Origin of the sequence: Algoriphagus sp. oki45 (genome assembly GCF_036245605.1) — a bacterium.
In the GTDB taxonomy this organism is placed as follows: Bacteria; Bacteroidota; Bacteroidia; order Cytophagales; family Cyclobacteriaceae; genus Algoriphagus.
Genome location: NZ_BTPC01000005.1, coordinates 35,931 through 50,222, shown reverse-complemented (window position 1 = coordinate 50,222; position 14,292 = coordinate 35,931). Strand labels below are relative to the sequence as shown.

The 14,292-nt window shown below is 45.4% G+C and carries 12 protein-coding genes and 4 tRNA genes; 7 read left to right on the top strand and 9 right to left on the bottom strand.

Annotated elements, in window-relative coordinates; genetic code table 11:
• Window positions 1-57 precede the first annotated feature (57 nt).
• Window positions 58-2,286: an NADP-dependent isocitrate dehydrogenase gene (locus AAA942_RS17930; RefSeq protein WP_338221678.1), complete on the top strand. Its 2,229-nt coding sequence runs from the start codon at window positions 58-60 to the stop codon at window positions 2,284-2,286.
• An 84-nt stretch (window positions 2,287-2,370) separates the two neighbouring features.
• On the opposite strand, the gene AAA942_RS17925 is transcribed toward AAA942_RS17930, so the two are convergent.
• Window positions 2,371-3,300, bottom strand: a complete 930-nt coding sequence (locus tag AAA942_RS17925; protein ID WP_338221677.1) for a S1 family peptidase — start codon at window positions 3,298-3,300, stop codon at window positions 2,371-2,373.
• A gap of 197 nt (window positions 3,301-3,497) precedes the next feature.
• Between AAA942_RS17925 and gap the strand changes: the two genes are divergently transcribed.
• Both gap and AAA942_RS17915 read left to right on the top strand, forming a co-directional pair.
• Window positions 3,498-4,502, top strand: a complete 1,005-nt coding sequence (gene gap / locus AAA942_RS17920) for a type I glyceraldehyde-3-phosphate dehydrogenase (RefSeq protein ID WP_338221676.1) — start codon at window positions 3,498-3,500, stop codon at window positions 4,500-4,502.
• A 101-nt stretch (window positions 4,503-4,603) separates the two neighbouring features.
• Window positions 4,604-5,224 (top strand): LON peptidase substrate-binding domain-containing protein, encoded by a 621-nt coding sequence (locus AAA942_RS17915; protein ID WP_338221675.1) that lies wholly within the window; start codon window positions 4,604-4,606, stop codon window positions 5,222-5,224.
• Between the two features lie 43 nt (window positions 5,225-5,267).
• Here the strand turns inward: AAA942_RS17915 and AAA942_RS17910 are convergent.
• From AAA942_RS17910 to AAA942_RS17895, 4 genes are all read right to left on the bottom strand, one after another.
• Window positions 5,268-5,340: transfer RNA gene (locus tag AAA942_RS17910), tRNA-Lys, on the bottom strand.
• Between the two features lie 42 nt (window positions 5,341-5,382).
• Window positions 5,383-5,456: transfer RNA gene (locus AAA942_RS17905), tRNA-Arg, on the bottom strand.
• Between the two features lie 27 nt (window positions 5,457-5,483).
• Window positions 5,484-5,557, bottom strand: a tRNA-Pro gene (locus AAA942_RS17900).
• Between the two features lie 124 nt (window positions 5,558-5,681).
• Window positions 5,682-5,754 (bottom strand) — tRNA-Lys (locus AAA942_RS17895).
• A 144-nt stretch (window positions 5,755-5,898) separates the two neighbouring features.
• Between AAA942_RS17895 and AAA942_RS17890 the strand changes: the two genes are divergently transcribed.
• Window positions 5,899-6,567, top strand: coding sequence for an SH3 domain-containing protein (locus AAA942_RS17890; protein ID WP_338221674.1), 669 nt, complete (start codon window positions 5,899-5,901; stop codon window positions 6,565-6,567).
• 118 nt (window positions 6,568-6,685) lie between these two features.
• On the opposite strand, the gene AAA942_RS17885 is transcribed toward AAA942_RS17890, so the two are convergent.
• From AAA942_RS17885 to AAA942_RS17870, 4 genes are all read right to left on the bottom strand, one after another.
• Window positions 6,686-7,429: a 3-keto-disaccharide hydrolase gene (locus AAA942_RS17885; RefSeq protein ID WP_338221673.1), complete on the bottom strand. Its 744-nt coding sequence runs from the start codon at window positions 7,427-7,429 to the stop codon at window positions 6,686-6,688.
• A 4-nt stretch (window positions 7,430-7,433) separates the two neighbouring features.
• On the bottom strand, window positions 7,434-7,859 hold the full coding sequence (locus tag AAA942_RS17880; protein WP_338221672.1) for a c-type cytochrome: 426 nt from the start codon (window positions 7,857-7,859) through the stop codon (window positions 7,434-7,436).
• Between the two features lie 26 nt (window positions 7,860-7,885).
• Entirely contained in the window at window positions 7,886-8,938 is a 1,053-nt protein-coding gene (locus AAA942_RS17875; protein WP_338221671.1) for a sugar phosphate isomerase/epimerase family protein, read from the bottom strand.
• Between the two features lie 98 nt (window positions 8,939-9,036).
• On the bottom strand, window positions 9,037-10,206 hold the full coding sequence (locus tag AAA942_RS17870) for a Gfo/Idh/MocA family protein (RefSeq protein WP_338221670.1): 1,170 nt from the start codon (window positions 10,204-10,206) through the stop codon (window positions 9,037-9,039).
• Window positions 10,207-10,453: 247 nt separating this feature from the next.
• On the opposite strand from AAA942_RS17870, the gene AAA942_RS17865 reads away from it, so the two are divergent.
• From AAA942_RS17865 to AAA942_RS17855, 3 genes are read left to right on the top strand one after another with little or no spacing between them, the layout of a single operon-like run.
• On the top strand, window positions 10,454-11,689 hold the full coding sequence (locus AAA942_RS17865) for a nucleoside permease (RefSeq protein ID WP_338221669.1): 1,236 nt from the start codon (window positions 10,454-10,456) through the stop codon (window positions 11,687-11,689).
• A gap of 2 nt (window positions 11,690-11,691) precedes the next feature.
• Complete coding sequence (locus tag AAA942_RS17860) at window positions 11,692-12,564, top strand: hydroxypyruvate isomerase family protein (protein ID WP_338221668.1); 873 nt, start codon at window positions 11,692-11,694, stop codon at window positions 12,562-12,564.
• Window positions 12,565-12,592: 28 nt separating this feature from the next.
• The gene (locus AAA942_RS17855; RefSeq protein ID WP_338221667.1) at window positions 12,593-14,272 is read left to right on the top strand and encodes a GMC family oxidoreductase; all 1,680 of its coding nucleotides are present in this window, start codon (window positions 12,593-12,595) and stop codon (window positions 14,270-14,272) included.
• Window positions 14,273-14,292 lie beyond the last annotated feature (20 nt).

Below are 14,292 nucleotides of genomic sequence, written 5' to 3'. Positions count from 1 at the left end.
CCAAGTTTTCGGACCAAAAAAAGACAGACATAAATCCTTCACCACTAGATGAAACCTATGAGTCACTCACCCAAAATTCTCTACACTCTGACCGACGAAGCTCCAGCGCTAGCTACTTATTCCTTACTCCCAATCGTTCAGGCATTTACCCACTCAGCAGGCATAGAGGTGGAAACAAGAGACATCTCACTTTCCGGAAGAATCATTGCTAATTTTCCTGAGTTTTTAAAACCGGAACAACAAATCGGAGATGCCTTGGCAGAATTGGGGCAGATTGCTACTACTCCTGAAGCCAATATTGTCAAGTTGCCCAATATCTCTGCCTCTGTTCCGCAGCTGAAAGCAGCCATCAAGGAATTGCAGGAAAAGGGGTACGCTTTACCCGACTATCCCGAAGAGCCTAAAAACGAGGAAGAAAAATCGATTAAAGCAAAATACGATAAGATCAAAGGATCTGCAGTAAACCCAGTACTTCGCGAAGGCAACTCGGATCGACGAGCTCCCTTGGCAGTAAAAAACTACGCCAAGAAACATCCTCATTCTATGGGAAAATGGGCAGCAGATTCCCAAACCCATGTAGATAGCATGAGCTCAGGAGACTTTTACGGAAGCGAAAAGTCGATCACCTTATCCTCTCCTACTACAGTTTCCATTGAACTTAGCGGTAAAGACGGAAAGAAAGAAATACTCAAATCAGGACTCAAGCTTCAGGCAGGAGAAGTCATTGATGCGGCTACATTAAGTGTATCCCAGCTCAAGACATTCCTAAAAAAAGCAAAAGCCGACGCTAAGGAAAAGGGCATTCTTTTCTCCCTCCATATGAAAGCCACCATGATGAAGGTTTCCGATCCTATCATCTTTGGTCATGCGGTACGGGTATTTTTCGAGCCGGTTTTCACCAAACATGCAGAAACGCTCAAATCCATTGGAGTAGACGTCAATAATGGCTTTGGAGACCTTTTAGCCAACTTGGATAAGCTTTCCGAAGAAAAAAAGAGCAAGATTCTTGCAGACATTGATGCTTGCTATTCAGATAGTCCTGACTTGGCAATGGTCAATTCGGACAAAGGAATTACAAATCTCCACGTACCCAGCGATGTGATCATCGATGCCTCTATGCCTGCTATGATCCGAACTTCCGGTAGAATGTGGAACAAGGAGGGGAAACTTCAGGATACCAAAGCAGTAATTCCAGACCGCAGCTATGCCGGAGTCTATCAGACTGTGATTGATTTTTGTAAGAAAAACGGGGCTTTTGACCCGGCCACCATGGGTTCTGTACCCAATGTGGGCTTAATGGCACAGAAAGCCGAAGAGTACGGATCACACGACAAAACCTTCGAAATTCCTTTTGCCGGCACGGTAAACGTGATAGATGCTGAAGGAAAAGTTCTTCTTTCCCATGAAGTCGAAGCCGGAGATATCTGGAGAATGTGTCAGACCAAGGACGCCCCTATTCAAGACTGGGTAAAACTTGCGGTGACCCGAGCGAGACTATCTCAAACTCCTGCTGTTTTCTGGCTGGATAAAAACCGGGCTCATGACCGGGAATTGATCAAGAAAGTGGAGCAATACTTGCCAAACCATGACACCAAAGGGCTGGAAATCCACATCATGTCTCCTATGGAAGCCACCCAATTTTCTTGCGAAAGAATTGTGGAAGGAAAGGATACCATCTCCGTGACCGGAAACGTGCTAAGAGACTACCTGACTGACTTGTTTCCCATTCTGGAAGTGGGCACTTCTGCCAAGATGCTCTCCATCGTTCCGTTGATGAATGGAGGCGGCTTGTTTGAAACCGGTGCGGGGGGATCAGCTCCGAAGCATGTGGAGCAATTTGTCACCGAAGGCCACTTACGCTGGGATTCTCTTGGCGAATTCCTCGCTTTGGCAGTTTCTCTGGAGCATTTGGGCGAAACCTTTGGAAACGCACAAGCCAAGCTTTTGGGAGCAACTTTGGACAAAGCCACCGGAAGATGGCTGGAAGAGGACAAATCTCCTGCTCGAGTGGTGGGAAAGCTGGACAACCGAGGCGGTCATTTCTACTTGGCCATGTATTGGGCTGAGGAATTGGCCAAGCAAACCGAGGATCCTTCATTAGCAGCGAAGTTTGCTCCGATAGCTAAAGCAATGGCTCAAAACGAAGAAAAAATCGTCGCAGAATACAATGGCTCCCAAGGAAAGTCGGTAGATATAGGAGGCTATTACAGACCCGATGAGGCCAAGACTTCTGTCGCTATGAGGCCGAGTCAAACCTTTAATGAAATTCTTGCTCAATTGGTATAAAAGAGTAAAGCCGGGTTTTTAACTCGGCTTTTTCATTCCAACTTTTCCAAAGTTCTAAACTTTGGAAAAGTTTAGACTAAACGACTAAGCGAGATGATATTTCACTCCTTGCTGATCCATAAATTCCTTGATGGCGGAGACATGAATACATTCTCCAAGATGGATGAAGGAGTAATCATTCACTTTTTTCGATTTGCCGTGTGCTACGATTTCTTTCTCCTCAATATCAAATCCCAAATGAAGATGCTTGGTCCGGCTTTGCATCCCGACTACTGTGCCTTCGGAATCAAATAGCGGTCCCCCACTTTGCCCTCGGAGCCCGGGCGTACTCATTTCAATACCATAGACTTTTCCGGTCTTATCCCCCAAGAAGCGGGTAACCATCCCTTCCAAAGGGAAACGTGGAGATCGGGGCTGACCGGCTTGTGTCCATTCCAACTGATCTTTGGCCAAGTTAAGTTGAAAATTATTGAACTCAGGAAAAGGAAAACCCAGCCGACAAAGCATCTGACCGGGTTGGACCTGCTGATGGTCTTTCAAAAACCTGGGGAATTGAGTTACTCCCAATTTTTCAAAACCCTCGATTTTGATCAAGGACAAATCATATTCCGGATGATTGACAAAGCGTATATTTTGGATTTTATCTACACAATCCACAAAGGTGATCCGCATTTCGGCTGTTTTAGAATCATCCAGTCCCAATTTATTGGCCACAGTTTTGGCCAATTGGGAAGACAGTCCTCTGCTTTCGCTTTGATATTGATGGAATTTCTTATTGATCATGTCCGCTTGTGCAACCCATTGGGCCACATGCTTACACGTTAAGGCCCAGCCCTCCTCATTGACAAAAAACAGAGTTGCAGCCCCTCTTTGAGCTTTTTGACTTCCAAAATTTCTGGAAATGGAATGAATAGCACGGGTAAAACCCGCGACTTCCTGAATCGCTTTGACAAACATAAACTTAGTGAATATGAATGCTGAAATTAGGGAAAAGAGGTAATTTCTAACTGCCATCGGAACAAAAGAAAAATTTTCAAACCCGAAATCGTTTGAATTTCAAATCCACAGCCATTGGTAATTCAGAGGACATTAGAAGTTTGGGGAGACCATTTATTTGTAATAACTTAGGCTGTCATTCAGGAGATTTTGGGCCAAGCTGCCCCCTGAAGAAGTTTTTAAATTCAAACCTATACTCAAAATAATAATAGCTTATGAGCAAAATTAAAGTAGGAATCAACGGATTCGGAAGAATCGGCCGCTTGGCATTCCGTGTGGCCACAGAAAGAGAAGACATTCAGGTAGTAGGCATCAATGACTTGATTGATGTAGACTACATGGCGTATATGCTAAAATATGACTCTACCCATGGTCAATTCAAGGGTACAGTAGAAGTAAAGGATGGAAATCTGGTAGTCAACGGAAACAGCATCCGAGTGACTTCTGAGAAAAACCCTGCCAACCTAAAGTGGGGAGACATCGGGGCAGATTATATTATCGAATCTACTGGTATCTTCTTGACCAAAGAGACTGCTCAGGCCCATATCGATGCCGGAGCGAAAAAAGTGATTATGTCTGCGCCTTCCAAGGACGACACACCAATGTTTGTCATGGGAGTGAATGAGCATACCTATACCCCAGACATGACTTTTGTGTCCAATGCTTCTTGTACGACCAACTGCCTGGCTCCAATTGCCAAAGTACTCCACGACAACTGGGGTATTGAAGAAGGATTGATGACTACTGTGCATGCGACAACCGCTACCCAGAAGACCGTAGATGGACCTTCTGCCAAGGATTGGAGAGGTGGACGTGGCGCTGGACAGAATATCATCCCGTCCTCTACGGGTGCCGCCAAAGCCGTAGGAAAAGTAATCCCTGAATTGAATGGTAAGCTTACAGGTATGGCATTCCGTGTACCTACACCGGATGTGTCTGTTGTGGATTTGACAGTAAGACTTAAAAAGCCAGCCAAATACGCTGAAATCTGCGCTAAAATGAAGGAAGTGTCTGAGACATCCATGAAGGGAGTTTTGGGCTACACTGAAGATGCCGTAGTATCCAATGACTTCATCGGCGATCCTAGAACCTCCATCTTTGATGCTGAGGCAGGAATTCAGCTTTCGGACACCTTTGTGAAGGTGGTTTCTTGGTATGACAACGAGTGGGGATATTCCAACAAGGTAATTGACTTGCTCGCTTACATCGCTAAAAAATAATAGTAAAGCCCCGGAAAATATCCCGGGGCTTTTTTTTGACTACTTCTAAAAAGGCAACCAAAGCATTATTTTAGAGTTACAAAGAAAATCCGCTATAGAGCATGTATCTCCCATTCTTCCCACTCAAGCTAGTTGCCTTTCCTGATGAGGAAGTGAATTTGCACATCTTCGAACCTAGGTACAGGCAGCTCATGGGGGACGTAGAGTCTCAAAAAATTAACTTTGGTATTTGCACATACACCAATCAGCTTTCCGGATACGGCACAGAAGTAAAGTTGATCCGAGTTCATAAAAGGTATGAGGATGGAAGAATGGATATTCAGACTCTAGGCCTACGCCCATTTAGGATTTTGTCCTTTGACAATCCTATGCCCGGTAAACTTTATTCTGGAGGAGAGATTGAGTTTTTGCCCAATGACCCCAGAATCAGCCAAGTGACGCATCATGAGTTTATTTTTTATCTCAAAGAAATCCTTCATCTTTTAAATTACCCAAATGTCTTTGACCCCAAAACAGTCACATCTTTTACTTTTGCTCATAAAGTAGGCTTAAAGCTGGAAGAAGAGCTGGAGCTTTTTAAGATGTCATCCGAAAACGAAAGAGCTGAATATCTCATTCATCATTTCAAGAGGATGATTCCGGTAATCAAGGCAGTAGAGCAAGCCAAGGAAAAAATCAAACAGAATGGCCATTTCAAACATCTGGACCCACTCAACTTCTAAAAAAAAAGCCAATCTATCCGATTGGCTTTTTTTTGATCTTCTGTGATCCCGCTGGGGCTCGAACCCAGGACCCTAACATTAAAAGTGTTATGCTCTACCAGCTGAGCTACGGAATCAAAATAAAAAGCGGAGATCTTCCGCTTCTATTTTCTTTAAAGTGATCCTGTCAGGACTCGAACCTGAAACCTACTGCTTAGAAGGCAGTTGCTCTATCCAGTTGAGCTACAGGACCTGGATACTATTTCTAGTATAAATTAAGTCGGGGTGGCAGGATTCGAACCTACGACCTCCACATCCCAAATGTGGCGCGATACCGGGCTACGCTACACCCCGAAACTTTCTAACTCCTTGTGAGTCTTGGTACTCTTCTGTGATCCCGCTGGGGCTTCCCGAAATCGAGGCTCTCGCCTCTCATCGGGACAGGCTTCTCACCCGTTGACCCTGTTGTGATCATTTGTGATCCCGCTGGGGCTCGAACCCAGGACCCTAACATTAAAAGTGTTATGCTCTACCAGCTGAGCTACGGAATCTTAAATCTTCCAAATCCGGGGTTTGGCCTTGCTTTTTGCTAGATCATTGCCGTAATTGGACTGCAAATTTATGACTCTGATCTTTAAATGCCAAGTACCAATTCAATCTTTCTAGCAAAACTTTCTATATTTTTTTTATTGCTTTTGCAAACAATTCATTGTCAGGCCGATACCCCCCAGCTTTTGGTAGCAGATTCTTTGTTTGAAAACAAAAGCTACAAGGAAGCCATGGAAATTTACAGGAGTAATTTCCAAAATGGCATCTATTCTCCCTCCATGTTGCTCAAAATGGCCTTTATTTCGGAAGGAATTGGCGACAAGGAAAACGCCGCTCTTTACCTGAGTAAATATTACGACCTTAACCCCAACCCACAGACCATATCCAAAATCAAGGATCTCACAGGGCAGACCGTAATCGAAGGGTATGAAGTAAGTGACGGGATGAGGTTTCTGGTTTTTCTCGTGGGCTATCAGGAGATTATTGTAGGACTTTTGGCTTTGGCCTTGCTTGTCTCATTCATTCTCCTATGGTCCAATCGAAGCAATCTGACAGAAGCCAGGTTTTTCTGGCCATCTATTACACTGATCATTTTACTTTTCCTCTTCAACAATTTTTTCAAAGCACCAAAAACCGGCCTAGTCACAGGAAGTCCTACCTACATTGTCACTAAGCCCAGTGCGGGAGGAGAACTCATCGAGCGGGTAGAACCTGGTCACCGAGTCAAAATCAAATCCTCAAAGGACGTTTGGTACGAGGTGGAATGGAAAGAGCAAACAGCCTACATCAAAAAGGAGAATGTCACCCGGTATTGAATTGCTTCCAAATCTTATTTGGAAAAAACAACCGATGAGCACGGGAAAGAAATAAAGCATTTAGTCAACGCTTGATAAAATATCAAAAAAAAATGCCCGGGTTCTCCGGGCATTTGGTTTACAACTTTTTGATCAGGATGTTTCGGTAGTGCACTACATCTCCGTGGTCTTGAAGTGCAATTTTGCCCTTCTTGTATTTTCCGAATCCGGGCATGTCCTTGAATTTGCTTTTGGCAATCAATTCCTCCCATTCAGGTGTCCAAAGGGTGGTTTTAACTACAGCTACTCCATTGAGGCGAAGTTCGAGATTTCCCTGATCGACAATGATCTCCGCTGTATTCCACTCTCCGGCTGGCTTCACTGTCTCTTCGCTGCTAACGATCAGATCGTAAAGATCTCCTGCTCTATGACTGATGATCTTGGCGTCGGGGTGGCCTTCATTATCCAAAACCTGCATTTCAGGCCCGGTCTGCCAAGGGTAGTCGTATTCAGGTGATTCATGGACCAGGAAAATAATACCACTGTTCCCATTGGGAGCAATTTTCCAATCGCATTTGAAATGGAAGTTTTCAAACTCCTCGGTAGTAATAATATCACCACCGTCTCCAGTTTGCCAGCCATCTTTGTTGGCGGCATCCAGAAAAAGTTCTCCATTTTCAATCTTCCAGGCTTTCCCCACTTCTCCTCCGCCGTATTTGGACCAGCCATTGAAGGTCTGACCGTCAAAAAGAGGTATCCATTCCTCAGCAGGTGCTGCTGCAGTCTCTTCGCTTGTGGTACTTTCTGCTTCATCGGATTTGGGTGACGCACAAGATGCTAGCATCCCTACCAAAGCCAATCCTGCCCAATAACTTTTCTTCATTTTCTTATTTTTTTAACAACAATACGTATCGCACCATATCCTTGGCATCTTCTTCACTAAGTCCCGGATGTGCAGGCATAGGCACCTCTCCCCAAACGCCTACGCCACCCTGAATTACTTTTTGAGCAAGCATAGTTACGTTCTCTTCGGTGCTTTCATATTTGGCAGCTACCTCTGCGTAAGAAGGGCCTACGATTTTTCTTTCCACCATATGGCATGAGGTACAATCGGACCCTTTTACTTTTTCCAAGCCCTTGATGTAAATCGGGTCATTGGCGTACTTCTCTTCCAAGCTCACCTCTTTGGCAGGAGCTGGGGCTGCTACCTCCGCTGTCTCACTGCTTGATGATGCTTTCTCTCCTCCCCCACATGCAAAGGTAATCGCGGCTAATGCCAGCAGACCTAGATTTACTTTTTTTGCAATTTTCATTTTGTTACGTGTATAAATAAAGTGAATTAAATTCCTAAAACTTTTCTGTTGAAGACCTCGTCAGCACCGGTCCCGGCAAAATCATCAAAGGCTTTTTCGGTCACCCGGATGATATGTCCTTGAATAAACGGAGCACCTTCTGCTGCACCCTGCTCAGGATGCTTGATGGCACACTCCCATTCCAAAACGGCCCATCCGCTGTAATCGTACTGCGAAAGTTTGCTAAATATTCCCGCAAAATCAACCTGCCCATCCCCTAGGGATCTAAATCTTCCGGCTCTTTCTACCCAGCCCTGAAAACCTCCATAGACTCCCTGCTTTCCTGTCGGATTGAATTCTGCATCCTTTACATGGAACATTTTGATTCGCTCATGATAGAAATCAATAAACTGTAGGTAATCTAGGCATTGAAGCACAAAGTGGGAAGGATCATATAGAATATTGGCCCGCTTGTGACCGCCTAATTTTTCCAAAAACATCTCAAAAGTGATCCCGTCATGGAGATCCTCTCCCGGGTGCAGCTCATAGCATACATCCACTCCCACCTCATCGAAAGCATCCAAAATAGGCTTCCAACGCTTTGCCAATTCGGTAAAGCCGGTATCTACCAATCCTGCCGGACGCTGAGGCCAAGGATACACTGTGTGCCACATCAAGGCTCCGCTGAAAGTAGCATGGGCATTGAGACCTAGGTTAGCAGAGGCTTTCGCCGCATATTTGAGCTGCTGGGTAGCCCACTCAGACTTTCCTTTCAAGTCTCCCTTCAAATTTGCCGGAGCAAAGCCGTCAAATAGTTCATTATAAGCAGGGTGAACGGCTACCAATTGCCCCTGAAGGTGGGTAGAAAGCTCAGTGATAACCATGCCGCTGTCTTCCACGATTCCGGCGATTTCATCTGCATACGTTTTGCTTTCTGCTGCTTTTTGCAAATCTATCATTCTCCCGTCCCAAGAAGGGATCTGCACCCCTTTATAGCCGAGGTCGGCCATGTATTCACAAATATTTTTTAGGTTGTTGAAAGGGGCTTTGTCATCGGCAAACTGTGCCAAGAATATAGCCGGTCCTTTGATCGTTTTCATATCAGGTTCACTTTATTTTTTTGAGTTCTGTTTATTGATTTTTATGATTAGGCAGAAAAGGTCTTAGCCTGTCTGGTGACAAAATACTAAACGGTGGCCTATTTCTCTACCACAAATGGAGTCCATTTTTGATCAGATTCGTTGCTTTTCAGTACCAAATCGATAAAGGCCATTCCTCGAATGCCATCCTCGATACCCGGATAGTCTTCCCATTCCCAATTCGGCTTTTGCCCTGCACGGTCTGCGTAAATGCAGCGGGCAAAATTTCGGTAATGATTAGCAAAGGCCTCAATGTATCCTTCAGGATGCCCTGCCGGAGTTCGGGTATTTTCCTGAGCCAAAGAGCCCAGGTAACCTGTTCCAGCACGGAAAATTCTGGCAGGCTCATTTGGAAATCGTACGGTCAATGAATTATTGAGCTCCTGCTCCCACTCCAAGCCTCCTTTTTGTCCGTAAACCCGGACTTTGAGGTTGTTTTCACAGCCTGTATCCGTCTGAGAAGCCATCAACACCCCAGATGCACCATTTTCAAAGCCAAGCAAAACCACTCCGTCGTCATCAATCGGCCTTCCTGGGATCTTAATATACAGGTCTGCGCAAATTTTAGTCACCTTGAGGCCCGTGATGTATTCTGCCATATTGAAGGCATGGGTACCGATATCTCCCATACAGCCCGCTTGTCCATTTCGGGCCGGGTCTGTCCTCCACTCGGCTTGTTTGTTGTTTTCAGTTTCCAAAAGCTTGTACAACCAACCTTGGGGATATTCTACATAGACTTTTCGGACCTCTCCAATCTCCCCGTTCATGACCATCTGCTTGGCCTGCTTGATCATAGGGTATCCCGTATAGGTATGGGTGAGAAGAAATCTCCGGTCAGAATTTTTCACTATGGGATAAAGCGCTTTGGCTTCGGCATAATTGAGCGTCAACGGCTTATCCAAAGCCACATGAAATCCATGCTCCAGAGCTTTGACAGTTGGGTCAAAATGAACATTGTTCGGAGTCACAATGGCTACCACATCCATTCGCTGATCCTCGGGAAGCTCTGCCTCTTTTTGAAACATTTCACCGTAGCTTCCATAGACTCGGGAAGGGTCTATCATTAGTTCCTCTCCTCTTTGTCTGGATTTTTCAGGATTGGAGCTAAAAGCTCCACATACCATTTCAAACATCCCATCCATCAGGGCTCCGTTGAGATGAATGGCTCCAATGAATGATCCTGGGCCGCCTCCCACTAGACCTAGTTTGAGTTTTCTTGCCGTTGACATAGTCAATAGTTTAGTTTAAAGGTTATTTTGAGTTGTGTTATTTAAAACTGGAATTTCGGGTATTCTCAGCCCTGTTTGGCTAATTTCTGATCAATAGCTTCATGGGTTTATGAATGGCTTGACAAAACTTTCCGATCCTTTTCTTCAGAATCTGGAAACAGATGCTTAAAATACAGCAAAAAGCCCAAAATTTAAATCTGAAAGCAGAAAACCACTTTTTCTTCGAAAAAATCCCCTCTCATCGCCTATGAACCCAATGACCAAATTTCGCCTGTCACTTATGATGTTTTTGGAGTTTTTTGTCTGGGGTTCTTGGTATGTCACCATGGGTACATTTTTGGGAAATAATTTAAAATCAGCCGATCAGGAGATTTCCTTGGCTTTTTCCACCCAATCATTCGGTGCCATCATCGCTCCCTTTATCGTCGGACTGATTGCTGACCGGTATTTTCATGCTCAAAGAATTTTAGGCGCAATTCATCTTTTAGGGGCTGGCTTGATGTACTCGCTCTACAGCTCCACGGATTTTTCCGGCTTTTTCCCGGTTCTTTTGGCTTACATGATTTTGTTTATGCCTACCCTTGCCTTAGTCAATTCCATTTCCTTCAATCAGATGAAAGATCCGGCCAAGGAGTTTTCCATAGTCCGGGTTTGGGGGACCATAGGATGGATAGCTTCCGGTCTTTTGATTTCTACTTTAGGATGGGATAGTGTTGCCGGATTAGCTGATGGGATGCTCAAAAACACCTGGTTGATGGCAAGCTTGGTTTCTTTGGCATTGGGCATTTACAGCTTTACCCTTCCTGCTACCCCGCCTAGGGCTCAGGCCCAGGGTGAGTTTAAGCTTTCAGAAGCTTTGGGATTGGATGCCTTGGCCCTTCTCAAACATCGAAACTTTGCCATTTTCTTCTTGTCTTCGATTTTGATCTGTATTCCGCTTGCGTTCTATTATCAGAATGCCAGTCCCTTCTTGACAGAGATCGGGGTAGAGAATTCCACTGGAAAAATGACCATTGGCCAGGTTTCGGAAGTTTTGTTTATGCTAGCCTTGCCTTTGTTTTTCTCCAGATTTGGCATTAAAAAGACCCTGATCGTGGCCATGCTGGCTTGGGCGATCCGCTATTTGTTTTTCGCTTTTGGGGATGCTGACTCTGGCGTGTGGATGCTTTTGGTAGGGATAGCCCTGCATGGAGTTTGTTATGATTTCTTTTTCGTAAGCGGACAGATTTATACCGATGCTCACGCCGGACATCGATTTAAATCCTCCGCGCAGGGCCTCATCACCTTGGCCACGTATGGAGTGGGCATGCTGATCGGTTTTTGGGCAGCCGGTCAAATCTCTAATCATTTCCTCGATGGCTCAGGAAAACATGACTGGACATCGATTTGGTTGATTCCTGCTGGTATTTCCGTTTTGGTTTTACTATTTTTCATTTCTTTTTTCAAAAAGGAAAAAATCAAACCTATTACTAACCCAAACTAACCATGGATTTTGATTCCGGAAGACGATCTCTCGTGAAAAAACTGGCTTTTGGCGGTGCCGCGCTGGGGTCACTCTCCTCTTTTGAATGGAAAGAGGAAAAACTCCCCACCTTGAAAGGAAATATCAATCATGGCGTATGCGCCTGGTCCATGAGACCCCTGTCTCTCGAAGAGCTCTGTGTAGGGATCAAAACTGTCGGCGTACAGGCTATCGACCTAGTTGGCCCGAATAACTGGGCTACCCTTCAGAAGCACGGCATCCACTGCTCCATGTGCAACGGCGCGGAGCTAGGTATACCAGACGGCTTCAATGATCCGAAATTCCACGATCAGTTGGAAAAAAACTACAAGGAAGTCATCCCTCTGGTAGCAAAAAACGGGTACAAAAACCTGATTGCCTTTTCCGGCAACCGGAGGGGAATGGATGATGAAACCGGTTTGAAAAATTGCGAAGCAGGAATAAAGAGAATATTGGCCGATGCCGAAAAACACGGAGTCATCATTCAAATGGAACTACTCAACAGCCGCGTGGATCATAAAGACTACATGTGCGATAAGTCCGCATGGGGAGTAGAGCTATGCAAGCGGATTTCGAGTGACAACTTTAAGCTTCTTTTTGACATCTACCATATGCAGATAGACGAGGGTGACATCATCCGGACTATCCGCAATAACCATCAGTACTTCGGTCATTACCATACTGCCGGCAATCCCGGAAGAAATGATCTGGATGAATCTCAGGAAATATATTATCCGCCCATCATGCAAGCCATTGTGGATTCTGGGTTTAAGGGGTATGTTTCTCATGAATTCATCCCCAAAGGACAAGATAAAATCGCTGCACTGGGACATGCCGTGCAGGTTTGTGACGTTTAAGAAAATTAATTAACCAAATACCATACTTATGGCAAATGAGAAATATGACGCAATCGTAGTTGGGTCAGGGATTAGCGGCGGTTGGGCCGCAAAAGAGCTGACGGAGAAGGGGCTGAAAGTATTGCTCCTGGAGAGAGGCCCGATGGTTGAGCATGTGAAGGATTATAAAACAGCCACACTACCCCCATGGGAAATCCCGCATAGAGGACGCCGAACTCAGGAAATGTTGGAAAACCATCCCAACCTGAGAAGAGACTACGTACTCAATGAACTTAATCTGGATTGGTGGGCTCACGAAAGCGACTCTCCCTATGTGGAAGAGAAGCCCTTCACCTGGTTTAGAGGCTATCAGGTAGGTGGCCGATCTTTGCTTTGGGGCCGTCAGTCCTATCGATGGGCTAATGTGGATTTTGAAGCAAATGCCAAAGAAGGTATAGCTGTGGACTGGCCTATCCGATACAATGATTTGGCTCCTTGGTATAGCTATGTGGAAAAATTCATAGGCGTATCCGGATCCAAAGACGGATTGGAGATTCTTCCCGATGGAGAGTTTCAAACCCCTGTTCCTATGAACTGTGTGGAAAAAGATGCCGCAGAAAAAATCAAAGCCCACTATGCCGGTGCAAGAACTTGGACCATAGGTCGTCCAGCCAACAATACCGATCCCTTGCCTGGCAGATCGGGCTGTCAATATCGAAACAAGTGCTCCTTAGGTTGTCCTTTTGGAGGATATTTCAGTACTCAGTCGTCCACTTATCCTGCCGCTTTGGCTACAGGAAACCTTACCCTGAGACCTTGGTCTATTGTAAGAAGACTGATCTATGACAAAGACACCCAAAAGGCTACTGGAGTAGAGGTCTTGGATGCGGAAACCAATCAGACTTATGAATTTGATGCAAAAATCATCTTCCTCTGCGCTTCTGCCTTCAACTCCACAGCAATTTTGATGCGTTCCGCTACCGATATCTGGCCAGGAGGATTGGGTTCAAGTTCCGGAGAATTGGGGCATAACGTCATGGACCACCACTTCCGCTGCGGTGCCAACGGACAAATGGAAGGCTATGAGGACAAGTATTACTTTGGCAGAAGACCTACCGGACTTTATATCCCCCGATTCAGAAACATCAATGGAGACAAGAGAGATTATCTGAGAGGATTTGGCTATCAGGGAGGTGCCAGCCGTAGTGGCTGGTCCAGAGATGTGGCTGAATTAGGCTTTGGAGCTCCGATGAAAGAAGCCTTGACCGAACCGGGACCTTGGAGTGCCGGATTTACAGCCTTCGGTGAAATTCTTCCTTATCATGAAAATCAAATCCGATTAAGCGATACGGTGAAAGACAAGTGGGGAATGGAAGCCCTGGTCATGAACGCAGAGATCAAGGACAACGAGCTGAAAATGCGTCAGGACATGATGAATGACATGGCTGAGATGCTGGAAGTAGCCGGATTCAAAAATGTAAGAACCTTTGATGCGGGATATACCTTCGGCCAAGGCATCCACGAGATGGGCACGGCCCGGATGGGAAGAGATCCAAAAACCTCTGTACTCAATGGGAACAATCAGGTTTGGGAAGCCAAAAACGTATTCGTCACAGATGGCGCTTGCATGACTTCTGCCGCAGCCCAAAACCCCTCCCTCACCTACATGGCACTGACTGCAAGAGCTGCGAATTTTGCTGTGGAAGAATTGAAAAGACAAAACCTCTAATCGATAAAAGCTATGACAGT